The 22410-nt window shown below is 63.1% G+C and carries 18 protein-coding genes; 17 read left to right on the top strand and 1 reads right to left on the bottom strand.

The features are described 5' to 3' along the window. Positions 1-185: 185 nt before the first annotated feature. The 15 genes from glnE to C4K38_RS02660 all read left to right on the top strand — a co-directional run bounded on the left by glnE (position 186) and on the right by C4K38_RS02660 (position 18573). Positions 186-3125: a bifunctional [glutamate--ammonia ligase]-adenylyl-L-tyrosine phosphorylase/[glutamate--ammonia-ligase] adenylyltransferase gene (gene glnE, locus C4K38_RS02590; RefSeq protein ID WP_053277156.1), complete on the top strand. Its 2940-nt coding sequence runs from the start codon at positions 186-188 to the stop codon at positions 3123-3125. Positions 3126-3263: 138 nt separating this feature from the next. Then, entirely contained in the window at positions 3264-4298 is a 1035-nt protein-coding gene (waaF, locus tag C4K38_RS02595) for a lipopolysaccharide heptosyltransferase II (protein WP_053277157.1), read from the top strand. Continuing rightward, positions 4299-5360: a lipopolysaccharide heptosyltransferase I gene (gene waaC / locus C4K38_RS02600; RefSeq protein WP_053277158.1), complete on the top strand. Its 1062-nt coding sequence runs from the start codon at positions 4299-4301 to the stop codon at positions 5358-5360. Beyond that, complete coding sequence (locus tag C4K38_RS02605) at positions 5360-6481, top strand: glycosyltransferase family 4 protein (RefSeq protein WP_009041865.1); 1122 nt, start codon at positions 5360-5362, stop codon at positions 6479-6481. The genes waaC and C4K38_RS02605 overlap by 1 nt, the downstream gene beginning before the upstream one ends. Further along, positions 6481-7287, top strand: a complete 807-nt coding sequence (gene rfaP, locus C4K38_RS02610; protein WP_053277159.1) for a lipopolysaccharide core heptose(I) kinase RfaP — start codon at positions 6481-6483, stop codon at positions 7285-7287. The genes C4K38_RS02605 and rfaP overlap by 1 nt, the downstream gene beginning before the upstream one ends. Next, positions 7287-8021 (top strand): lipopolysaccharide kinase InaA family protein, encoded by a 735-nt coding sequence (locus tag C4K38_RS02615; protein ID WP_053277160.1) that lies wholly within the window; start codon positions 7287-7289, stop codon positions 8019-8021. Before rfaP ends, C4K38_RS02615 begins: the two co-directional genes overlap by 1 nt. After that, positions 8018-8770 carry a lipopolysaccharide kinase InaA family protein gene (locus C4K38_RS02620; RefSeq protein WP_053277161.1) on the top strand — a complete coding sequence of 251 codons (753 nt, stop codon included), beginning with the start codon at positions 8018-8020 and terminating at the stop codon, positions 8768-8770. Before C4K38_RS02615 ends, C4K38_RS02620 begins: the two co-directional genes overlap by 4 nt. After that, positions 8770-10224 (top strand): lipopolysaccharide kinase InaA family protein, encoded by a 1455-nt coding sequence (locus C4K38_RS02625; RefSeq protein WP_053277162.1) that lies wholly within the window; start codon positions 8770-8772, stop codon positions 10222-10224. The genes C4K38_RS02620 and C4K38_RS02625 overlap by 1 nt, the downstream gene beginning before the upstream one ends. A 169-nt stretch (positions 10225-10393) precedes the next feature. After that, positions 10394-12151 carry a carbamoyltransferase family protein gene (locus C4K38_RS02630; protein ID WP_009041869.1) on the top strand — a complete coding sequence of 586 codons (1758 nt, stop codon included), beginning with the start codon at positions 10394-10396 and terminating at the stop codon, positions 12149-12151. After that, complete coding sequence (locus C4K38_RS02635) at positions 12135-13265, top strand: glycosyltransferase (RefSeq protein ID WP_053277163.1); 1131 nt, start codon at positions 12135-12137, stop codon at positions 13263-13265. The genes C4K38_RS02630 and C4K38_RS02635 overlap by 17 nt, the downstream gene beginning before the upstream one ends. Next, positions 13265-14161, top strand: coding sequence for an antimicrobial resistance protein Mig-14 (locus C4K38_RS02640; RefSeq protein WP_053277164.1), 897 nt, complete (start codon positions 13265-13267; stop codon positions 14159-14161). The genes C4K38_RS02635 and C4K38_RS02640 overlap by 1 nt, the downstream gene beginning before the upstream one ends. Next, on the top strand, positions 14158-15564 hold the full coding sequence (locus C4K38_RS02645) for a PIG-L deacetylase family protein (protein ID WP_053277165.1): 1407 nt from the start codon (positions 14158-14160) through the stop codon (positions 15562-15564). The genes C4K38_RS02640 and C4K38_RS02645 overlap by 4 nt, the downstream gene beginning before the upstream one ends. Before the next feature lie 84 nt (positions 15565-15648). After that, positions 15649-16605, top strand: coding sequence for a glycosyltransferase family protein (locus C4K38_RS02650; RefSeq protein WP_053277166.1), 957 nt, complete (start codon positions 15649-15651; stop codon positions 16603-16605). A gap of 54 nt (positions 16606-16659) precedes the next feature. Further along, positions 16660-17421, top strand: coding sequence for a hypothetical protein (locus tag C4K38_RS02655; protein ID WP_053277167.1), 762 nt, complete (start codon positions 16660-16662; stop codon positions 17419-17421). A 48-nt stretch (positions 17422-17469) separates the two neighbouring features. Further along, positions 17470-18573, top strand: coding sequence for a glycosyltransferase (locus tag C4K38_RS02660; protein WP_053277168.1), 1104 nt, complete (start codon positions 17470-17472; stop codon positions 18571-18573). Here the strand turns inward: C4K38_RS02660 and C4K38_RS02665 are convergent. Beyond that, on the bottom strand, positions 18559-19164 hold the full coding sequence (locus C4K38_RS02665; RefSeq protein WP_053277169.1) for a BUD32 family EKC/KEOPS complex subunit: 606 nt from the start codon (positions 19162-19164) through the stop codon (positions 18559-18561). The genes C4K38_RS02660 and C4K38_RS02665 overlap by 15 nt on opposite strands. A gap of 107 nt (positions 19165-19271) precedes the next feature. On the opposite strand from C4K38_RS02665, the gene C4K38_RS02670 reads away from it, so the two are divergent. After that, positions 19272-20444: an O-antigen ligase family protein gene (locus tag C4K38_RS02670; RefSeq protein WP_053277170.1), complete on the top strand. Its 1173-nt coding sequence runs from the start codon at positions 19272-19274 to the stop codon at positions 20442-20444. Between the two features lie 15 nt (positions 20445-20459). Further along, entirely contained in the window at positions 20460-22268 is a 1809-nt protein-coding gene (gene msbA, locus C4K38_RS02675; protein WP_053277171.1) for a lipid A export permease/ATP-binding protein MsbA, read from the top strand. Positions 22269-22410: the final 142 nt, after the last annotated feature.

Raw genomic sequence — 22410 nt, forward strand, 5'->3', positions numbered from 1 at the left:
TGCTGCGTTGTGAGAATAATCGTTACTGTTGGTCGATTTCCAACACCAATGGGTAAGAATTTGATGCTGGCTGCCAAAATAATAAAAATTTCAGCTATTTCTAACTTTTGTTCGACAGTCCTTCAAGGGCCGCGCCCGCAGAATTTGCCCCGACCGCCCCTTTCTACGCCGATCAAGGATAGCCCATGAGCCTGCCCGCGCTTGCCGAACTCCCAGCGATTCTCCTGCCTTTTGTCAGCCGCGCGGAGCAGTCGTTCCGTAACGCCGTGGCGACCCTGGATGACGATCACGGGCTCGCCGCCTGGACCCCCGAGCGCTGGGCCGAGTTCGCCCGGGTGAGCGCCGCCAGCGACTTTTTCATTGAACAGAGCCTTCGTGACCCTTTGATGTTGCTGGAGCTGGTGCGCGGCGGCGAACTCGACCGCGGCTTCGGCCCGGGCGAGTTGTGCGCGCAGATCGCCGCGGCGGTGCAGCAGGCCGCCAGCGAAGACGAGCTGGGGCGAGTGCTGCGGCGTCAGCGCAATCGTCATCAGGTGCGGATCATCTGGCGCGACCTGACGCGTCAGGCGGATCTGGTGCAGACCTGTCGCGACCTGTCGGACATGGCCGACGCCTGCATCGACCAGGCCTATCAATGGTTGTACCAGCGCCACTGTGAGCAGTTCGGTGTTCCCACCGGTCGGCGCAGTGGCGAGCCGCAGCAAATGGTCATCCTCGGCATGGGCAAGCTGGGCGCCGTCGAGCTGAACCTGTCGTCCGACATCGACCTGATCTTCGCCTACCCCGAAGGCGGGGAAACCGTGGGTGTGAAGCGGGCGCTGGATAACCAGGAGTTTTTCATCCGCCTGGGCCAGCGCCTGATCAAGGCGCTGGACCCGATGACCGTCGACGGTTTCGTGTTCCGTGTCGACATGCGCCTGCGGCCCTACGGTTCGGCGGGTGCCCTGGTGCTGAGCTTCAATGCGCTGGAGCAGTACTACCAGGATCAGGGCCGCGACTGGGAACGCTACGCGATGATCAAGGCGCGGGTGGTGGCGGGCGACCAGGTCGCCGGCGCGCAGTTGCTCGACATGTTGCGGCCTTTTGTCTACCGGCGTTACCTGGACTTCTCGGCGATCGAAGCGCTGCGCACCATGAAGCAGCTGATCCAGCAGGAAGTGCGGCGCAAGGGCATGGCCGACAACATCAAGCTGGGCTCCGGTGGGATTCGTGAAGTCGAGTTCATCGCCCAGGCTTTCCAGCTGATCCATGGCGGGCGCGACCTGAGCCTGCAGCAGCGTCCTCTATTAAAGGTGCTGACCACTCTGGAGGGGCAGGGGTATCTGCCGCCCGCGGTGATCGCCGAGCTGCGTGAAGGTTACGAGTTCCTGCGTTACACCGAGCACGCGATCCAGGCGATCGCCGACCGGCAGACGCAGATGCTGCCGGACAATCCACAGGACCAGGCGCGTATCGCCTTCATGCTGGGTTTTGCCGACTGGGCGGCGTTCCATGAGCGCCTGATGTATTGGCGCGGGCGGGTGGAATGGCATTTCCGCCAGGTGATCGCCGACCCGGATGAAGACGAAGGCAACGAATGCGAAGTGGTGGTCGGCGGTGAATGGCTGCCGCTGTGGGAAGAAGCCCAGGATGAAGATGCTGCTTGCCGGCAACTGCAGGAAGGCGGTTTCAATGACGCGCCCAAGGCGCTCAGGGCGCTGGCCGGCCTGCGTGGCAGCCCGCAATTGCGAGCGATGCAGCGTTTGGGGCGCGAACGCCTCGATGCCTTTATTCCACGCCTGCTGGCCCAGGCGGTGGAGCATGCTAATCCGGACCTGGTGCTGGAGCGCGTGTTGCCGCTGGTCGAGGCGGTGGCGCGACGTTCCGCCTACCTGGTGCTGCTCACCGAGAACCCCGGGGCCTTGCGCCGCCTGCTGACCCTGTGTGCCGCCAGCCCGTGGATCGCCGAGCAGATCACCCGCTTCCCGCTGCTGCTCGATGAGTTGCTCAACGAAGGCCGGCTGTTCAAGCCGCCATTGGCGCCGGAGCTGGCCGCCGAGCTGCGCGAGCGCCTGACGCGCATCCCCGAGGACGATCTGGAACAGCAGATGGAGGCGCTGCGCCACTTCAAGCTGGCTCACCGCCTGCGGGTGGCGGCTTCGGAAATCGCCGGCAGCCTGCCGTTGATGAAGGTCAGCGATTACCTGACCTGGCTGGCCGAGGCGATCCTCGAACAGGTACTGGCCCTGGCCTGGCGCCAGACCGTGGCCAAATACGGTGCTCCGCAGCGCACCGATGGCACCTTGTGCGATCCCGGCTTCATTATTGTCGGTTACGGGAAAGTCGGCGGCCTGGAACTCGGGCATGGTTCCGACCTGGACCTGGTATTCATCCATGACGGCGATCCGCAGGCGGAAACCGATGGCCCGAAACCGATCGACGGCGCGCAGTTCTTCACCCGCCTGGGGCAGCGGATCATTCACCTGCTGACCACCCAGACCAACTCCGGCCAGCTGTATGAAGTGGACATGCGCCTGCGGCCATCCGGGGCGTCGGGCTTGCTGGTGAGTTCGCTGGGGGCGTTCGCCCGTTATCAGGAGAACGAAGCCTGGACCTGGGAACATCAGGCGCTGGTGCGCGCCCGGGTGCTGGTGGGTAGCCAGGATGTCGGCCAGGCCTTCGAGAAAGTGCGGGCGGCGGTGTTGGGGCATGCCCGTGACCTGCCCAAGTTGCAGCAGGAGGTCAGCGAGATGCGGGCCAAGATGCGCGACAACCTGGGGACCAAGGCGACGGCTGCCGGAACCGCGGCAAATGCCTTCGAGGCCACGGCGCCGTTCGACCTCAAGCAGGACGCCGGAGGTATCGTCGACATCGAATTTATGGTGCAATACGCGGCCCTGGCGTGGTCGCAAGAGCACCCGTCATTGCTGCGTTACACCGACAATATCCGCATTCTGGAAGGTCTGGAGGAAGTCGGGCTGATGCCCGCGACCGACGCCAGTCTGCTGCGCGAGGTCTACAAGGCCTACCGTTCCGCGGCTCACCGCCAGGCCTTGCAGAACGAGGCCGGGGTCATCGCCGGCGACCAGTTCGCCAGCGAGCGACGGGAGGTATTGCGGATTTGGCGCGAGCTGGGGCTAAGCTAGGCAGCGCGCTGCGTTGCCACAAATGTATCCGGCGAGCCCTGTTGCGGCTCGTCCACAATGAGCTGGCGGTGAATGCCGCAGGGCTGGATTCTCGAGGCGGGGAGGCGTAAGCCTCCCCGGTTCGTTTTTGGAAACCACATGAATATTCTGATCGTTGGGCCCAGTTGGGTCGGTGACATGGTGATGGCGCAGACACTCTTCCAGTGCCTGAAACAACGCCATCCTCAATGCGAGATCGACGTGCTGGCCCCCGAGTGGAGCCGGCCGATCCTGGAGCGCATGCCGCAAGTGCGGCGGGCCTTGAGCTTCCCGCTCGGCCACGGCGTGCTGGAGCTGGCGACCCGCCGGCGTATCGGCAAATCCCTGGCCGGCCAGTACGACCAGGCCATCCTGCTGCCCAACTCGTTGAAGTCGGCGCTGGTGCCGTTCTTTGCCGGCATCCCGCAACGCACCGGCTGGCGTGGCGAGTTCCGCTACGGCCTGCTCAATGATGTGCGCACGCTGGACAAAGAACGTTATCCGCTGATGATCGAGCGCTTCATGGCGCTGGCTTACGAGCCTGGCGCCGAGTTGCCCAAGCCGTATCCGCGTCCCGACCTGCAGATCGACCCGGCCAGCCGCGAAGCGGCGCTGGCCAAGTTCGGCCTGACCCTGGACCGCCCGGTGCTGGCGCTGTGTCCGGGGGCCGAGTTCGGCGAAGCCAAGCGCTGGCCGTCCGAGCATTACGCCAAGGTCGCCGAGCTGAAGATCCGCGAAGGCTGGCAGGTCTGGCTGTTCGGTTCGAAGAACGATCACGTGGTCGGCGAAGACATTCGCGCCCGGCTGATTCCGGGGCTGCGCGAAGAGTCGGTCAACCTCTGCGGTGGCACTTCTTTGGCCGAGGCCATCGACTTGCTATCCTGCGCCGATTCCGTGGTGTCCAACGACTCCGGGCTGATGCACGTGGCGGCGGCGCTGAATCGCCCGCTGGTGGCGGTGTACGGCTCGACGTCGCCGGGTTTCACCCCGCCGCTGGCCGATCAGGTCGAAGTCGTGCGCCTGGGCATCGAGTGCAGCCCGTGCTTCGATCGCACCTGCCGCTTTGGCCATTACAACTGCCTGCGCCAGCTGTTGCCCGACTCGGTGGAGCAGGCCTTGCAGCGGTTGCAAGGCACCGCGGTCGAGGTTCGGTAAGTGCGGGTACTGTTGATCAAGACCTCCTCCCTGGGTGACGTGATCCATGCGCTGCCGGCGCTGACCGATGCGGCGCGGGCGATTCCGGGGATCAAGTTCGACTGGGTGGTGGAAGAGGGTTTCGCGGAAATCCCGACCTGGCACCCGGCTGTGGATAAAGTGATCCCGGTGGCGATTCGCCGCTGGCGCAAGAACATCTGGCAGACCATCAAGAGTGGCGAGTGGCGACGCTTCAAGCAGAGCATGCGTGCGACTAAATACGACTTGGTGATCGACGCCCAGGGCTTGCTGAAAAGCGCCTGGTTGACGCGCTACGTCAAGGCGCCGGTGGCCGGCCTGGACAAACAGTCCGCGCGCGAGCCCCTGGCGGCTCATTTCTACTCGCGGCGCCTGGCCGTCGCCCGCGGCCAGCATGCCGTGGAGCGGGTGCGCCAGCTGTTCGCCGTGGCCCTGGGTTATGACTTGCCCCAGGGGCTGGGCGATTACGGCCTGAGCGTCGAGAAACTGGTGGAGTTGCCGCGGCCCAAGCCGTTCGTGGTGTTCCTGCACGGCACCACCTGGGACACCAAGCACTGGCCGGAAGCCTACTGGCGTGAGCTGGCCGAGCGCATGGGCCAGCTGGGCGTCGAGGTCAAGCTGCCCTGGGGCAACCCGGCGGAGAAGGCTCGGGCCGAGCGTATTGCCAAGGGCCTGGGCAACGCCACGGTGCTGCCGAAGCTGAACCTGGCGGGTGTCGCCAAGGTGCTGGCGCAAGCCCAGGCCTGCGTCGCGGTGGATACCGGGCTGGGCCATCTCGCCGCGGCGCTGGATGTGCCGACCATTTCCCTGTTCGGCCCGACCAACCCAGGGCTGACCGGTGCCTATGGCAAGGCGCAGATCCATATGGCCAGCGACTTCCCTTGCGCGCCATGCCTGCAGAAAAAATGCACCTATCAACCGACGGCTGAAGATCAGCGGCGGTTCGACCTGAAACGCGAGTGGCCGTTGTGCTTCACGCGTCTGAATCCTGAGCGTGTCGCCAGCCGGCTGAGCAGGTTGTTACTGGCTGAGGAGCTGCGCTGATGCAATTGGCTTTTGTCCTTTATAAATACTTCCCGTTCGGCGGCCTGCAGCGGGACTTCATGCGCATCGCCCTGGAGTGCCAGAAACGCGGGCACCAGATCCGCGTCTATACGCTGATCTGGGAAGGCGATGTGCCGCCGGGTTTCGAAGTGCTGGTGGCGCCGGTCAAGGCGTTCTTCAACCATCGCCGTAACGAGAAACTCAGTGCCTGGATGGAGGCCGACCTGGCCAAGCGCCCGGTGGACCGCCTGATCGGCTTCAACAAGATGCCCGGGCTGGACGTGTATTACGCCGCCGACGGCTGCTTCGAAGACAAGGCGCAGAACCTGCGCCATTCGCTGTACCGTCGTTGGGGCCGCTACCGGCACTTCGCCGAATACGAGCGGGCGGTGTTCGCCCGGGACGCGAAGACCGAAGTGCTGATGATTTCCGAGGTCCAGCAGCCGCTGTTCATCAAGCATTACGACACCCCGGTGGAGCGTTTCCATCTGCTGCCGCCAGGTATCGCCCAGGACCGTCGCGCGCCGGCCAACGCGGCCGAGATCCGCGCCGAGTTCCGTCGCGAGTTCGCCCTGAAAGACGACGATTTGCTGCTGGTGCAGATCGGTTCCGGGTTCAAGACCAAGGGCGTGGATCGCAGCCTCAAGGCCGTGGCCGCATTGCCGCCGGAACTGAAGAAACGCACCCGGCTATTTGTAATTGGCCAGGACGACCCCAAAGTATTCCAATTGCAGAGCGCCGCATTGGGCCTGGGCGAGCATGTGCAGTTCCTCAAGGGGCGCAGTGATATCCCGCGTTTCCTGTTGGGCGCCGACCTGTTGATCCACCCGGCGTACAACGAAAACACCGGCACCGTGTTGCTGGAAGCGCTGGTGGCCGGCTTGCCGGTGCTGGTCAGCGCGGTCTGCGGTTATGCCCATTACATCGCCGAGGCCGACAGCGGCCTGGTGCTGGACGAGCCATTGGAGCAAGGACAGCTCAATCAATACCTGAACACCATGTTGACCGACGACGCTGCACGCGCGACCTGGAGCCGTAACGGCCTGGCGTTCGCCGAGACGGCCGACCTCTATAGCATGCCGCAGCACGCTGCGGATGTGATTCTGGCGGAGCAGCACTGATGAAGTTGATTCTTGCCGAACCGTTCAAGACCCTTTGGGTCGGACGCGATGCGTTCGCCGAAGTCGAGCGTCTGGACGGCCAGGTCTACCGTGAACTGGAAGCCCGCCGTACCTTGCGTACCGAGGTGGCTGGCGAAGGGTTCTTCGTAAAGATTCACCGCGGTATCGGTTGGGGCGAGATCTTCAAGAACCTGCTCACCGCCAAGCTGCCGGTGCTCGGCGCGGGCCAGGAATGGCAGGCCATCCAGCGCCTGCAGGAAGCCGGCGTGCCGACCATGACCGCCGTGGCCTATGGCGAGCGCGGCAGCAACCCGGCCAACCAGCATTCGTTTATCGTCACCGAAGAGCTGGCGCCGACCGTCAGCCTCGAAGACTTCAGCATCGACTGGGTCAAGCAGCCGCCGCAGCCCAGGCTCAAGCGCGCGCTGATCGCCGAAGTGGCGCGCATGACCGGCATGATGCACCGCGCCGGGGTCAACCATCGCGATTGCTACATCTGCCACTTCCTGCTGCACACCGACAAGCCGGTGACACCCGATGACTTCAAGCTCTCGGTGATCGACCTGCACCGCGCCCAGACCCGCCCGGCCATCACCCGGCGCTGGCGCGACAAGGATCTGGCGGCGCTGTATTTCTCGGCCCTGGATATCGGTCTGACCCGGCGCGACAAGCTGCGTTTCCTCAAGGGCTATTTCCAGCAGCCGCTGCGGCAGGTCCTGAGCGACGAGGCGGCGTTGCTGACCTGGCTGGAGGGCAAGGCCAACAAGCTGTACGCACGCAAGCAGCGGTACGGAGATGCGCTCTGATGGCGGGTTGGAACCTTGAACCTGGGTATCGGGAGCTGGCGCAGGACTTTGGCAGCCTGGATGCGGTCTTTGCCCTCAAAGGCGAACACCTGACCCGCGACCCGCTGTCGGAGGTGATCCGTGTCGAGCGCAACGGCATCAACTATTACGTCAAGCGCTACACCGGCGCCGGCAAGAACCTGCGGCGTTATCTGGGCAAGCCGCGGGTCAAGTCCGAGTGGCAGAACCTCAAGCGTTTCGCCAAGTGGGGCATTCCCACGGCGGAGGTGGTGGCCTGGGGCCTGGAGCGCCGTGGCCTGGCCTACGACCGCGGGGCGATGATCACCCGTGAGCTGCCGCATACCGAAGACCTGTCGGTCCTGGCCGAGCGCAACGATCCGCTGCTGGCCGACCGTGCCTGGGTGGACCGGGTTAGCCAGCAACTGGCGCGCTGCACGCGGATCATGCATGAGCACCGCTTCACCCATAACGACCTGAAGTGGCGCAACCTGCTGATCGACGACGATGTCCGGCTGTACCTGATCGATTGCCCCAATGGCGATTTCTGGCGCGGTTTCTGGCTCAAGTACCGGATCACCAAGGACCTGGCGTGCCTGGACAAGGTGGCCAAGTATCATTTGTCGGCTACCCAGCGCCTGCGCTTCTATTTGCAGTACCGCCAGCGCACCCGGCTGAATGCCGCGGACAAATGCCGTATCCGGCATGTGCTGAGATTTTTCGAGGGACGCGAATGACCGATTTCCTGGCGGCTCAGGACCGTGCGTTGCTGGAGCGCCACGGCCTCGACAGCTTCGACGCGTTGTGGGCCAAGCAGCTTGAGGCAGTGGACGAGCCCAATACCGACGGTGGGGGTTGGAGCAGCGTGTATCGCCTCGACCTGGAAGGCCACGGCTACTACCTCAAGCGCCAGAGCAACTACCTGACGCGGACCTTGCACCGGCCTTTTGGCGAACCGAGCTTCGCCCGCGAGTTTCGCAATATCAGCCGCTACCAGCAGTTGGGCATTCCGGCGCTGCAGGCGGCCTTCTTTGGCGAGCGCAAGGTGGCTGGCGAAATCCGGGCGATCCTGCTGACCCGGGCGCTGGACGGCTGGAACGACCTGGACTCGCTGCTGGAGCAGTGGGCGCAGCTCAGCCCGGACCAGCACGCGGCGATCCTGCGGGCCTGTGGCCTGCTGGCGCGCCAGCTGCACGCGGTGCGCCAGGTGCACGGCTGTTTTTATCCCAAGCATATTTTTCTGCGGGCCACCGGCGACGGTTACCAGGCGCAATTGATCGACCTGGAGAAGACCCGTCCGCTGCTGTTCGGCCAGCGTGACCGGGTCAAGGACCTGGAGCCGCTGTTGCGTCGCGCCCCGGTCTGGAGCGAGAACGAGGTGCGCGCCTTGCTCGCGACCTATCTGGATCAGCCTCAGGACAGCTCGCTGGTCGATGCCTGGCTGAACCGCCTGAGTGCACGCCGCAGCCACAAGGAGACTCGCTGATGCGCTTGTCCGAACTTGAACGGGCCGGCCGCGCGCCAAGCCTGCCGTTGAGCCTGGAGCTGGCCGACGCTGCCGGACCGGCCACGCTGCAGTTGCTCAGCCTGCTGCGGGTACTGCCTGGGCAGCGCTACGTCGGCGCCGGTGTCTGGCGCGGGCGTCCAGTGCTGGCCAAGTTGCTGGTGGGCGCCAAGGCGGCGCGGCATTTCCAGCGTGAGCTGCAAGGCGTGCGCTTGCTGGAAGAGCAGGGCATGACCACGCCGCTGTTGCTGGCCGACGGCCTGAAGGAAGGCGAGGGCGGCTGGCTGTTGTTCGAGTTCCTGGAAGGCTCCGAGAGCCTGGGCGATGCCTGGAAACAGGTGGAGTCGTTGCCGGCGCTGGCCGATGAACAGCAGGCGGTACTCGCCGAAGCCCTGGCCGCCATCGCCGAATTGCACAGCAAGGGCCTGTGGCAGGAAGACCTGCATCTGGACAACCTGCTGCGTCATCAGGGCAAGCTGTATCTGATCGATGGCGCCGGGATCTGCGTGGAGCAGGCGGGCAAACCGCTGTCCCGGCAGAAGGTCCTGGAAAATCTCGGGGTGTTTTTCGCCCAGTTGCCCAAGAGCCTGGAGTCCTTCACCGAAGAGCTGCTGGTGCATTACCTGCTGAACAATGCCGAGCATGCCTTGCCGCTGGAGGCCTTGCAGAAGCAGGTGGACAAGGTGCGCAGCTGGCGCTTGAAGGACTTTCTCAACAAGGTCGGTCGCGAGTGCACCCTGTTCAGTGTGCTGCGCGGCCCCTTCGCCTTGCGGGCGATTCGACGCGAGGAAGAGGCGGCGATGTTGCCGGTGCTGGAGCAGGCCGACGCGCTGCTCGATCAAGGGCATCTATACAAGACCGGTGGCGCCGCCAGCGTCGGCCGGGTCGAAGTGGCGGGCCGCACCCTGGTGGTCAAGCGCTACAACATCAAGGGTTTTGCCCATTGGCTCAAGCGCTTCTGGCGCCCCAGCCGGGCCTGGCATTCGTGGCAGGAAGGCAATCGCCTGGCATTCCTCGGCATTGCCACGCCCAAGCCGCTGGCCTTGCTGGAGAAGCGTTTCCTCTGGCTGCGCAGCCGGGCCTACCTGGTGACCGAGTGCCTGACCGGGCCGGATATCATCGAGCGCTTCGCGCCCTATATCGACAGCGGCGCGGCTCCAGAGGCCGAGTTGCAGGCGCTGGACCGGCTGTTTGCCGAGTTGATCCGCGAACGCATCAGCCATGGCGACTTCAAGGGGCACAACCTGTTCTGGCAACAGGACCGCTGGGCGCTGATCGACCTGGACTCCATGTGCCAGCACCACAGCCTCGGCAGCTTCGCCCCGGCCTACGCCCGCGACCGTGCGCGCTTCATGCGTAACTGGCCGCAGAGCAGCGCGCTGTATCAGGTCATCGACCAGCGCCTGCCTAAAACCGCCGAATCGTCCGTGGGCTGAGGCCTGTAGCCGCTGCCGCGACCTGCGGCATCGGCGACGAATGCCGAGGATCATCCCGCGGCAGGTTTACGCTATAATCCCGCCCTTTAGCTGTTTCTCGCCCGTGGCGGGGAGCACATTAATTCCAGGCGCACGTCGCCTGCATGCAGACTTAAGAGGCTAGACCCCTGTGGCATTGACGATTCTTGGCCTGTCCGGCGCCCTTAGCCATGATCCTTCCGCAGCGCTGTATATCGACGGCAAGCTGGTGGCGGCTGCTGAAGAAGAGCGCTTCGTACGCGATAAACATGCAAAGAACCGCATGCCCTACGAATCGGCGAAGTTCTGCCTGGAACAGGCCGGCATCAAGCCCTCCGACGTTGACGTGGTAGCGATTCCGTTCGCACCGATCAGCCTGTTCGGCAAGGCTCGCTGGCACTACGCCAAGCGTTACTGGTACGCCCCGGACCGCGCCCTCGACGCGATCCTGATGGGCAACCGTCGCTACAAGCGTTATCGCAACAAGATCGTCTGGTGCCTCGAACAACTGGGCTTCGATCCGAAGAAGATCAAGATCGAGCCGGTCGAGCACCACCTGGCCCATGCTTCCAGCGCCTACCACTGCTCCGGCTTCAAGGAGAAAACCGCGATCCTCGGGATCGACGGCAAGGGCGAGTACGCCACGACTTTCTTCGGCTACGGCGAAAACGGCAAGATCCACAAGATCAAGGAATTCTACGACCCGGACTCCCTGGGCGGCCTGTATGGCGCGATCACCGAGTTCCTCGGCTTCGAAATGCTCGACGGCGAGTTCAAGGTCATGGGCATGGCGCCGTACGGCGATGCCAGCAAATACGACTTCTCCCGCCTGGCCAGCTTTGAAAACGGCGAACTGGTGATCAACACCGATTACGCCAACGTCATCGGCCTGCGCCGCTATAAAGAGAAGGGCAAGGGCTTCTACTTCTCGCCGAAGCTGATCGAGTGGCTGGGTCCGAAGCGCGAAGGCGATATCGCCGACGAGCCGTACATCCACTACGCGGCCAGCATGCAGGCGCTGTTCGAGAAGCTGGCGTTGCAGATGATCGACCACTACCTGGGCGACATCCTCAAGGAAACCGGCAAGCTGGCCTTCGCCGGCGGCTGTGCGCTGAACGTCAAGCTGAACCAGAAGATCATTGCCCGTCCGGAAGTCAAAGAGCTGTTCGTGCAGCCGGCATCCGGCGACGCCGGTACCGCGGTCGGTGCCGCGGCCTATGTTTCCCACGCTCGCGGCGTGCCGGTGGAGAAGATGGAACACGTCTATCTCGGCCCGTCCTACAGCAACGAAGACGTGATCGCCGCCTGTGCCCGTCACCCGAACAAACCGGCCTGGCGCCAGATCGACAACACCCCCGAGCGTATCGCCAAGATCATGGTCGACGGCAACCCGGTGGCCTGGTTCCAGGGTCGCATGGAGTTCGGTCCGCGCGCCCTGGGCGGTCGTTCGATCATCGGGTGCCCGAGCGCAACCGGCGTGGCCGACCGCATCAACGAACAGATCAAGTTCCGCGAGCGCTGGAGGCCTTTCTGCCCGTCGATGCTGGACACCGTCGGTCCGCAGATGATCAAGGTCGATCACCCGGCGCCGTTCATGACCTTCACCTTCGAAGTGGCGGAAGAGTGGAAGACCCGCGTGCCGGAAGTGGTCCACGAAGACGGCACCTCCCGGGCCCAGGTGCTCAAGCGCGAATACAACCCGCGCTACTACGACATGATGAAGGCCCTGGAAGTCCTGACCGGCAACGGCGTGTCGCTGAACACTTCGCTCAACCGCCGTGGCGAGCCGATGATCTGCTCGCCGACCGACGCCCTGAACATGTTCTTCGGCTCCGATCTGCAGTACCTGATCATGGAAGACATCCTGGTGGTCAAAGACGGCGTGGATCCTTATGACACGCTCGGCTGAGCGCCACGTCCTGCAGTTCTGCCACGGCTATGACGGGCCGTTCCTGGACTGTGCCCGGCAATACGCCAGCCTGTTCGCGGGCAGCGGCTATCGCGTGACCACGGTGTTCCTCACCGGGGTTGCCGATGCCGAGGTGGCCGATGCCTGCGCCAGCGACGAAGTGCTGTTCATGGAATACAGCTCCAAGGCCATTCGTGGGCTGAAGCTGGGGGCGATACGCGATCTGCGCAAAATCGCCGCGTCGCGCAACTTCAGCTTCTGCATCGCCCACCGTTTCAAGCCGATCTACATCGCATTGCTGGGTACCTCGTTGCCGGTGATCGGTGTGCATCACGCTTTCGGCGATTACCAGCGCGGCAGTCGCCGTCTGTTTGCCAACCTGTTCCGCAAGCGCCTGAGCCTGCTCGGCGTGTCCGACGCGGTGCGCGACGACATGCGCGGCTGCCTGCCGCAGTGGCCGGCGGCGCGGATCCAGACGCTGTACAACCGGATCGACGTCGAAGCCTTGCAGGCTACCCAGCTGCCCAAGGCCGAAGCGCGCCAGGAACTGGGGCTGTCGTCTTCCGCCTGGATCGTCGGCAATGTCGGGCGTCTGCACCCGGACAAGGACCAGGCCACCCTGTTGCGCGGGTTTGCCGCGGCCTTGCCGGGGCTGCCTCGGGAAAGCCAACTGGCGATTCTCGGCAGCGGGCGCCTGGAGCAGAACCTCAAGGACCTTTCCCGCGAGCTGGGCATTGCCGACCGCGTGCTGTTCCTCGGCCAGGTCACAGAAGCCCGGCGTTACTTCCGTGCTTTCGATGCCTTTGCCCTGAGTTCCGATCACGAGCCATTCGGCATGGTGCTGCTGGAGGCCATGGCCGCTGGCGTGCCACTGCTGGCGACGGCGTGTGGCGGGGCCAAGGAAGTGGTCGAAGGCGTCGGCATCCTGTTTCCGTTGGGCGATGCCGAGCATATGGCCCAGGGCCTGCAACATTTGGCCGGGATGGACGAGAACCAGCACCTGCTGTGCGCCGAGCTGATGTTCGAGCGCCTGCGCGAGCGATTCTCCGACCGCGCCGTACGCGATGCCTTCTGGCGTCTGCCGCAAGTTACCGATCTGACCGCGAGGCCCTGATGCTCAATCGATTCCAAGGCTGGCGCGAGCGTGGCTGGTCGGTCGTCGACGCCTCGACTTATGCCGCCGCCTGGCAGCGTTTTGGCGGCAGCGTCGCCACCCATCCGCTGGTGGTGGAGCGCCTGGCGAACCTGGCGGGCATTCCGGTCCGCTACCTGGGCTGGGAACAAGCTGGCGAACTGCAGGCGGCGATCCCGACCTGGGGGCGCGACCTGGCGTTGTCCAAGGACGTGCTCAAGCGTCGTGGCAAGAAAGGCCTGTTCGACCTGGGCAACGCCGAGCTAATCCTGCCGGCCGCGCCTGAGACCCAGGCCCCGCTGCGCCATCGCGGCCGTTATCTGTCGGTTTTGAACCAGGGCCGTTTCAGCAGCCTCAAGCCTCAGGCCGAGCAGTTGGCCATGGCCCGCACGCCTGAAGAACTGTCGAAGAAGTTTCGCTACAACCAGCGCCGCGAACTGCGCCTGCTGGAAGAGGCGGGCGGCGTGGCGCGCCCGGTCAGTGAGTTCTCCAGCCAGGATCTGGCGGCCATATACTGCGATCTGTTCCAGCGGCGCTGGGGTTTTCCGGCCACCGGCGCCGAGCGCATGGCCGAAGTCATCGAGTTGCTGCGCGAGTTGCTGATCGGCTCGGTGATTTTCCTCAACGATGCCCCGATTGCCATTCAGCTGGTGTACCGGGTCGAAGCGCCGGAGTGGATCAGCGTCGAATACATCAACGGTGGCGTCGATCCTGAAACCCGTGATTTCAGCCCCGGCAGCGTGTTGAGCTTCCTCAACACGCAAAGTGCCTGGGAGCAGGCGCGGGCCATCGACAAGCCGCTGCGTTTCTCCTTCGGTCGCGCCGATCGCGAGTACAAGGATCGCTGGTGCAACCCCGTTCCGGTGTTCAGGGTATGAATCAGCCACCGAGTCGCAAGCAACAGTTGCTCAAACGCCATCGTCGGCAGAAGCGCCTGGGCCTGCTGATCGGCCTGCTGCTGTTGGTGGCTGTCGGTGTGCTGATGGCCTGGTGGTTGCCGCTGCTGCTCGCGGTGCTGGCCTGGGTGGCCCATGAAGCCTGGTTCGCCGACCACCTGTTCTATTCGCCTCGGGACGATTATCAGTACAGCTTTCCGTTCGGCACCGAGCAGCCCAAGGTCCATCTGGACAAGCAGCGGCTGGTGCTGGACCAGGCGATCGATCTGGCGGGGGATGAAACCCTGATCCTCGCGGTAAAGGTCAGCAGCACCTGGCTAGGGCGCTTTTTCGACCCCTCCGTCTCCTTGGCGGGGCAGGATCGGCAGACGTTCGAGCGCGGCGTGAACGGCTTGCGTTACCTCAATCTCAGCGGGCTGGCGCGGCCTCTGGCCAGCGGCGAGCTGCAACTGCGCGGACGTTTCTGCCGGGTGCAGGGCGAGCCGCTGTTGTCGGTGTTCCGTGAGCCGGACTATCGCCACCAGCGGGTGATGGTCATCGCCCCCCATGCCGACGACGCCGAACTGGCCGCCTTTGGCCTGTATAGCCAGGCCGACGAAGCCTGGATCGTCACGCTGACTGCTGGCGAGATCGAGGCCGAGCATTACCGGCAGATGGGCATGAACGGCGCCGATGCGGCGCGGATCAAGGGCCGGCTGCGGGCTTGGGACAGCATCGCGGTGCCGCGCTGGGCCGGGGTTGCCGAGGAACGTTGTGTGCAGCTGGGGTATTTCTGCCTGCAACTGCCGGCGATGCAAGCGGCGCCGAATCGGCCTGTGGCGTCCCGCGAGGCCGAGCTGTCGGATATCCGCCTGTTCCGCCAGTTCAATCCGTTCCCCCTGCCGGCGGATGTCGATGGCGCGCCGACCTGGAACAACCTCTTGGCCGACCTGCGGGCGCTGCTGCTCAAGGCCCGTCCCGAGGTGATAGTGCTGCCGCATCCTACACTCGACCCGCACCCGGACCATATCTGCGCCCAGCAGGCGGTATTGGAGGCGTTGCAGGGGCTGGAGTGGCAGCCGACCACCTTGCTCGGTTATGCCAACCACTTGCATGACAACGACCGCTGGCCGATGGGCGATTCGGGGACGGGCATCGCCCTGCCGCCGGTGTTCGACCCGGCCCAGGTACTCAGGCCCTGCAGCTTGCCGCTGTCGACCGAACAGCAACGCGACAAGGCGATGGCCCTGGGCATGATGCACGACCTGCAGCCGCGAGCGCCGTTCAAGCGCCGCCTGCGCCGGGTCCTGCAGCGGGTGCTGGCCGGTCGTGCCGGTTCGCCTTATGGCGAGAACGAGTTTTTCCGCAAGGCGGTACGCCGGCATGAGCTGTTCTGGCGTTTGTAAATTGATATTGCATGACACCCTTTTGCCTGTCGGCCAGGGTAGTTTCGCTCTTTTGTCCGGTTGCTCACGGCTGCAAGGAAGATGATGAAGGTTCTATTTCTGGTGCAGAAAGAACAGCGGGCCATTCTGGACCGTCTGTACGAAGGCGTTGCCGCTTATTGTGAATGCGACCTGCGGTGGTTGAGCAGTGACGAGCAGCGCAACCTGCGTGGCTATTTCCGCCGTGAGGTGGATGTATCGCGCTACGACCGCATCGTGTTCTTCCTGCGTTTCAAGCAGGAAATCCGTCAGGCGAGTTTCATCCGCAGCATTCCCAACCTGGTGATCCTCGAGCACGACGCCTACCAGAACTACATTCCCTGCAAGTACACCGGCAAGTTCAGCGCCCATTACCGCCGCCTGCCGTGGGCACGGGTGATCAGTTCGGGGTTCATGGTCAGCGAGCGCTTGCGCCAGGAAGGTTTCGACGCGGTATTCGTGCCCAAGGGCTACGACCAGACCCTGCTGCAGGATCAGGACCGCGAGCGGGATATCGAACTGGCATTCGTCGGCAGCACCAACAGCGTGGCCTACAGCGGGCGCAAGGCGCTGCTCGACGAACTCGGTCAGGTCGAACCCTTGGTGGTGACGCGGACCAAGTCGGGCGAAGAGTATTGCGACACGCTCAATCGCATCCGCTTTTTCGTCAGTGCCGACGTCGGCATGGGCGAATACATGATCAAGAACTTCGAGGCCATGGCCTGTGGCTGCGTGTTGCTGGCATTCGACCAGGGTGAGGCGGAAAACCGTGCGCTGGGCTTGCAGGACCTGCACAACGTGGTCTTTTATCAGAACATCCCGCAATTGCAGGAAAAGCTCGCCATGCTGCGCGCCGATCCGGCCCTGGCGCAGAGCATCGCGCGAAACGGCCGCGATCTGGCGGTCTCTCAGTTCAGCTTCGCCCGTATCGGTCAGCGTATTGTCGAGGAACTTCAGCCCGCATTGCGGCCTCGTGCACCCTTGAGCGTTATCGAGCGCGTACGCTCGAAGCTGGGTGTTTGACAGCGATCACTGAGCCCTGAATAGTGATGGCACTTTGTCGTAGGTGAGAATCAAGTGCAGTTTAGTCAAGAGAGTGACATCACGCTGGTGGTCACCAGTTGCGGTCGTCTGGACCTGCTCAAGCTCACGCTGGAGAGTTTCGACCGCTTCAACAGTGCGCCGATCCGCGAAGTCTTCATCACCGAAGATGCTGGCGACGAGCGGGTGCGCACGGCGGTGCCCGCCCATTGGAGGGATCACTGTACCTTCTTCGTCAACCGGCCGAAGCTCGGACAGTTGGCGTCGATCGACCTCGCCTACGAGCAGGTCAAGACCTCCTATATCTTCCATTGCGAAGACGACTGGGAGTTCTATCGCCCGGGTTTTGTCGAGGATTCGAAAGCAATTCTCGAGCAGCGCCCGGACATCCTGCAGGTCTGGTTGCGCAGTTATGCTCATGACCTGCGAGTTCATAGTCCTTACATCCACTTGGGTACCCGCGAGTTGATCGGCGGTGTGCCCTGTTATCCGCTGATCTCCGACAAACCCGAGTGGCAGAGCTTTTCCCTGAACCCGGGGCTGCGCCGGATGGCGGAATATCGACTGTGTGCGCCTTTTGCCGGGCACGGCGGCGAGAAGGCGCTGTCCAAGCGCTATGCTGAGCTGAACCTGACAGCTGTCACTCTGGAAGGTGACGCGGTGTTGCATACAGGCTTCGGTCTGCATGTGGAGACTGCCGCCGAGCGGCAGCGTAAGGCTCGGCGTAGTCGTCGTGAGCAAATCAAGCTGGTTTTAGTCCTGTTGGTTGGAGTCGGTATTGGCTGGTTTATCAATTAGTTCTACCGGTTTCACTTTCCCGAATACCGCGAAAGGGCTATCTGCCCAATGAGCATTCTCAACGTCATGTGGGCAGGCGGCAGTGCGTTTGCCTCCGTTCACAAGGTTCACCAGCAGATCCTCTCTCAGTCCGAGCCAGGCACTGTGGTCAAGACCTGGCTGTTGCAAGGCCCGTCCACCGGATGCGTTGCCGAAGTGGGTGAGTGCCGGGAGTGGAACCTGTCGTCGGCGCGTCTGAAGGGCAAGCATTTCTGGCGCTTGCTCAAGCCCTGGCTGCGGGCTCGCTTTCGCAAGGCGCTGCAAGAGAGTGATGCCCAGGTGCTGTTGCTCGATGGCCTGGGGGTAGCGCGTACCTTGCTACCGGTCCTCAAGTCATTGCCGCACATGCGTGCGGTGGTGGTGATCCATGGCTCCACGCGCTTGCATCGCAAGGATCAGCAGCTGTTCCGGCAGTTCCCCGCCTCGCAACTGACCCTCGCGGCCGTTTCGCAGACCCTGGCTTCATCCCTCGAATACGATTTGCAGATGCCGGTGACGGCCTTGCGCAGCGCATTCGATCCGCACGAGTTCAACGCAAGACTGCTACCGCGTGCCGAGGCACGAGCTACCCTCGGCTTGCCTGCAGATGATGTTCCGGTATTCGGCGCGGTCGGGCGTCTGGTGGACGATAAAGGTTTTGCTTGCCTGCTGGAGGCCTTCGCCAAGGCCCTGGCGAGCCGGCCGGAGATGCGTCTGGTGATTATCGGCGAGGGCTCGAATCGCACAACGCTCGAGGCCCGCATCAACCTGCTGGGCCTGCAGGACAGGGTTTTGCTGCCTGGACATCTGAAGCATGCGGCGATGCTTTACAAGGCATTCGACTGGGTGGCCATCCCGTCGCTGGACGAGGGCCTGGGGCTGATCCTGCAGGAAGCAGTAATGTCTGGTGTGCCGGTATTGACCAGCGATTTGCCAGTGTTCCGTGAGCAATTGGCTGGAACCGGGCGTTATGCACCGGTGAATGACATCGACGCCTGGCAGGAGACCATTCTTCAGGCCCTCGGCCTGCCCGCCCAGAGCATCGCGGCGGATCAGTATGCTGCGCTGGCCCCTGACATGGCCTGGCAGCGCTTCAGCCAGGCCGCCACCACCCTGCTGTCATGCCGAGAGTAGGGCCTGCTCCAGCGCTTGTATCGGAAAGCTTCCGTTCAGCTTCTCCCGGGCAATATAGCGGGCGAAGTGTTGCAGGTTGCGTTTGACCAGATGGCGCGGCAACGGTCCGCGGAAAAAGCGCATGTCGGCCACATCGATCAGGCCGAAGCGGTTATCCGGGGTAATGACGATGTTGCCCAGGTGCAGCGAGCGAAAGTAAATCCCTGAGCTATGCAGGCTACGAATCAGCTCAACCAACGCCGGCAAGGACTGTTGCCAGTCGAAGCCTTCCTTGCTGGCGACCTGGCGCAGGGTTTCGCCTGGCAGCGGTTGGTAGAGCACCGCGGTCATGCCGGGTTGTTCCAGGCGGTAGAAGTCCAGAACCTGCAGCGTGGGAACGCCGAGTTGTTCCAGGCGTGCGGCGTTGTCGATGAAGCGCCTCGAATAGGGCCGAAACAGGGCGGATGAAAAAAGACGCTTGCGCCGGAACAGTTTCAGAATATTCCCATCCTGCAACAGGTAGACTTTTGGGCCGTAACTGTCGGCCTCCAGAATTCTGGCGCCTTCAATCATCTGATTCAAAGTGGCTTGGGGAAGCCGGGAGCATTGCATCGTAGGAAGCCTTGTCGAAGTGGCGGGCACAGTGGCGGGCAATGATGCCGAAAAGTTGTTGTTTTAACCATGCCGGGTTGGCTGGTGAACCATTTAGGAGTGTATAGATGCAGGCCACACGTTGGGCGCAAGTATGGATGACAATCGGGTTGCTATGGTTTTTGCTGGCCATTGCACTAGCGCCCACCAACAAGCTCTACCAACAGGGGCTGGTGGCATTTTTGTGGCTGCCGGCGATGATTCTGGCCTGGTCCGCGCGTGAGCGTCTGGTCGAATGGTGGCATGCCCAGCGCTGGCTTGGCCTGGCATTGCTGGGGTTGGCGATATGGGGCCTGATCAGTCTGTTGTGGACCCAGGCGCCGGACCCGTCGCGCGAGGCCAAGCGCCTGCTATACATCGCGGTGTTCCTGCTGTTTTTCCCGATTTTTGCCAATGCCCGGCCTGAGCGGGTGATCCGCGTCATGCAGTGGGGTGGGCTGGGGCTGGCGGTGACAGCACTGATGGCCATCATCCAGTTCTACTGGATCAACGGAAATGTCTGGTGGGCGCGCCTTGTAGGGTTGGGGGAGCTGGCGCATCCGATCCTGGGGGGGTATGTCATCGGTCTGACCGCCATCTGGCTGCTGCACTGGGTGCCGCGTACTCGCGGCCTTCAAGCCGTATGGCTGGTGGCGTTGGCAGTGCTCGGTGGGTTTGTCGTACTGTGTCAGAGTCGCGGTGCTGCCCTGGCCCTGTTCCTGACCGTGCTGGCGATGCCGATCTGGTGTCGCGACCGGGCCAGTCGAATTTTCGCGGCAGCGGCATTGCTGCTGGCGATGTTGGCGTTCTGGTTTCTCGAACCCTTGGTCCTGGCGCGTGGTGTTTCCTTTCGCCCGCAGATCCTGATGGCCAGCCTGCAGATGATCGCCGAGCACCCATGGACAGGTCTTGGTCTGGGCTCGAGCTATAACGTATCGGCTGAAGGGTTTTCGTTCGATCACGCCCACAACCTATTCACCCACATTGCCATTGAACTGGGAGTCCCCGGGCTGCTGCTCTGGATCGTGGCCTGGTTTGCCGTCCTGCGCGAAGCCTGGCGCGCCCGCGAAACGCTTTATGGCCGAGGCGTTATCGGGATCTGGCTGTTCTCCTTCCTGGCCATGCAGTTCGATGCCGCCAGCCTGACCGGAACCCCTCGCGCCGAATGGTTCATCAGTTGGCTGCCGATCGGTTTGGCCACTGTTTTGGTCTGGGCACGGGGCGGTCACACAGGCTGTGATAAAATCCCGCGTTCCTCCTAAACAGTGAGCTCGACGATGAGTGAAGCACCGCCCAAAGCGGAACAGGATTCCAGCCTGAAAATCTATTTCCGGCTGTTGGGGTATGTAAAACCCTACATAGGCATTTTCCTGCTGAGTATCGTGGGCTTCGTGATATTTGCTTCCACCCAGCCGATGCTGGCGGGCATTCTCAAATATTTCGTCGACGGTTTGAGCAATCCCGAAGCGGTGCTCTTCCCCAACGTCCCCTATCTGCGCGACTTGCAGCTATTGATGGCGGTGCCGCTGCTGATCATCCTGATCGCGGCCTGGCAGGGGCTCGGCTCCTTCCTCGGCAACTACTACCTGGCGAAGGTTTCCCTGGGTCTGGTACATGACCTGCGGGTCGAGCTGTTCAACAAGCTGCTGGTCCTGCCGAACCGCTATTTCGATACCCATAACTCCGGGCATCTGATTTCCCGCATCACCTTCAACGTCACCATGGTCACCGGTGCCGCCACCGACGCCATCAAGGTGGTGATTCGCGAAGGCCTGACGGTGGTGTTCCTGTTCATCTACCTGTTGTGGATGAACTGGAAGCTGACCCTGGTGATGCTGGCGATCCTGCCGTTGATTGCGATCATGGTCGGCAGTACCAGCAAGAAATTCCGCAAGCAGAGCAAGAAGATCCAGGTAGCGATGGGCGATGTGACCCATGTGGCTTCCGAGACCATTCAAGGCTATCGCGTGGTTCGCAGCTTCGGCGGCGAAAGCTATGAGCAGCAGCGTTTCGTCGACGCCAGCCAGAGCAACACCGACAAACAGCTGCGCATGACCAAGACCGGCGCGGTCTACACGCCGATGTTGCAGTTGGTGATCTACTCCGCCATGGCGGTGCTGATGTTCCTGGTGCTGTTCCTGCGTGGCGATGCTACCGCGGGCGACCTGGTGGCCTATATCACCGCGGCGGGCCTGTTGCCCAAGCCGATTCGCCAGCTCTCGGAAGTCAGTTCGACCATCCAGAAAGGCGTGGCGGGCGCGGAAAGCATCTTCGAGCAGTTGGACGTCGAGCCTGAAGTCGATCGGGGCCAGGTCGAGCGTGAGCGTATCGAGGGGCGCCTCGACGTGCGCAACCTGAGCTTTACCTATCCGGGCACCGAGCGCGAAGTGCTGAAGGACATCAGCTTCTCCGCGGCTCCCGGTCAGATGATCGCGCTGGTCGGTCGCTCCGGTAGCGGCAAGTCGACCCTGGCCAGCCTGATTCCGCGCTTCTATCACCACGAAACGGGGCAGATTTTCCTCGATGACGTGGAGATCGAGGATTACCGTCTGCGCAACCTGCGTCGGCATGTGGCCCAGGTGACCCAGCATGTGACCCTGTTCAACGACAGCGTGGCCGCCAACATCGCCTATGGCGACCTGGCCGGGGCACCGCGGGAAGATATCGAGAAGGCGGCGGCGGATGCCTATGCCATGGACTTCATTTCGCAACTGCCCGAAGGCCTGGACACCCAGGTCGGCGAGAACGGCGTGCTGCTCTCCGGCGGCCAGCGCCAGCGTCTGGCGATTGCCCGGGCCCTGTTGAAGAATGCGCCGCTGCTGATTCTCGACGAGGCCACCTCGGCCCTGGATACCGAGTCCGAGCGGCATATACAGGCGGCCCTGGACAAGGTGATGAAGGGCCGTACCACTCTGGTGATCGCGCACCGCCTGTCGACCATCGAGAAGGCCGACCTGATTCTGGTCATGGACCAGGGGCGGATTGTCGAGCGCGGTACCCATGTCGACCTGCTGGCGCAGAACGGCTATTACTCGCGCCTGCATGCCATGGGCCTGGACGAGCCCGCGTCCGAAGGCATTGCCTGACCCAACTCCAGGGTGGGCACTGCCCACCCTGGAACGGCCCCGGCGTGCAATGCGCCGGCCGGTCTTTGTATCCCGCCCCTTACAGTCTTGACCAAGCCTAAATAATTCAGCGTCTCGCGCTTGTTATGGTTCCAGCCTCAAT

Origin of the sequence: Pseudomonas chlororaphis subsp. piscium, assembly GCF_003850345.1 — a bacterium.
GTDB classification, from domain to species: Bacteria; Pseudomonadota; Gammaproteobacteria; order Pseudomonadales; family Pseudomonadaceae; genus Aquipseudomonas; species Aquipseudomonas piscium.

Excerpts from the sequence above, each read along its gene's own strand:
- C4K38_RS02635 (WP_053277163.1), top strand. The coding sequence starts at position 12,135 with ATGACACGCTCGGCTGAGCGCCACGTCCTGCAGTTCTGCCACGGCTAT.
- glnE (WP_053277156.1), top strand. The coding sequence starts at position 186 with ATGAGCCTGCCCGCGCTTGCCGAACTCCCAGCGATTCTCCTGCCTTTT.
- C4K38_RS02625 (WP_053277162.1), top strand. The coding sequence starts at position 8,770 with ATGCGCTTGTCCGAACTTGAACGGGCCGGCCGCGCGCCAAGCCTGCCG.
- rfaP (WP_053277159.1), top strand. The coding sequence starts at position 6,481 with ATGAAGTTGATTCTTGCCGAACCGTTCAAGACCCTTTGGGTCGGACGC.
- C4K38_RS02615 (WP_053277160.1), top strand. The coding sequence starts at position 7,287 with ATGGCGGGTTGGAACCTTGAACCTGGGTATCGGGAGCTGGCGCAGGAC.
- msbA (WP_053277171.1), top strand. The coding sequence starts at position 20,460 with ATGAGTGAAGCACCGCCCAAAGCGGAACAGGATTCCAGCCTGAAAATC.
- C4K38_RS02665 (WP_053277169.1), bottom strand. The coding sequence starts at position 19,164 with ATGCAATGCTCCCGGCTTCCCCAAGCCACTTTGAATCAGATGATTGAA.
- C4K38_RS02670 (WP_053277170.1), top strand. The coding sequence starts at position 19,272 with ATGCAGGCCACACGTTGGGCGCAAGTATGGATGACAATCGGGTTGCTA.
- C4K38_RS02645 (WP_053277165.1), top strand. The coding sequence starts at position 14,158 with ATGAATCAGCCACCGAGTCGCAAGCAACAGTTGCTCAAACGCCATCGT.
- C4K38_RS02640 (WP_053277164.1), top strand. The coding sequence starts at position 13,265 with ATGCTCAATCGATTCCAAGGCTGGCGCGAGCGTGGCTGGTCGGTCGTC.
- waaF (WP_053277157.1), top strand. The coding sequence starts at position 3,264 with ATGAATATTCTGATCGTTGGGCCCAGTTGGGTCGGTGACATGGTGATG.
- C4K38_RS02620 (WP_053277161.1), top strand. The coding sequence starts at position 8,018 with ATGACCGATTTCCTGGCGGCTCAGGACCGTGCGTTGCTGGAGCGCCAC.
- C4K38_RS02650 (WP_053277166.1), top strand. The coding sequence starts at position 15,649 with ATGAAGGTTCTATTTCTGGTGCAGAAAGAACAGCGGGCCATTCTGGAC.
- C4K38_RS02605 (WP_009041865.1), top strand. The coding sequence starts at position 5,360 with ATGCAATTGGCTTTTGTCCTTTATAAATACTTCCCGTTCGGCGGCCTG.
- C4K38_RS02660 (WP_053277168.1), top strand. The coding sequence starts at position 17,470 with ATGAGCATTCTCAACGTCATGTGGGCAGGCGGCAGTGCGTTTGCCTCC.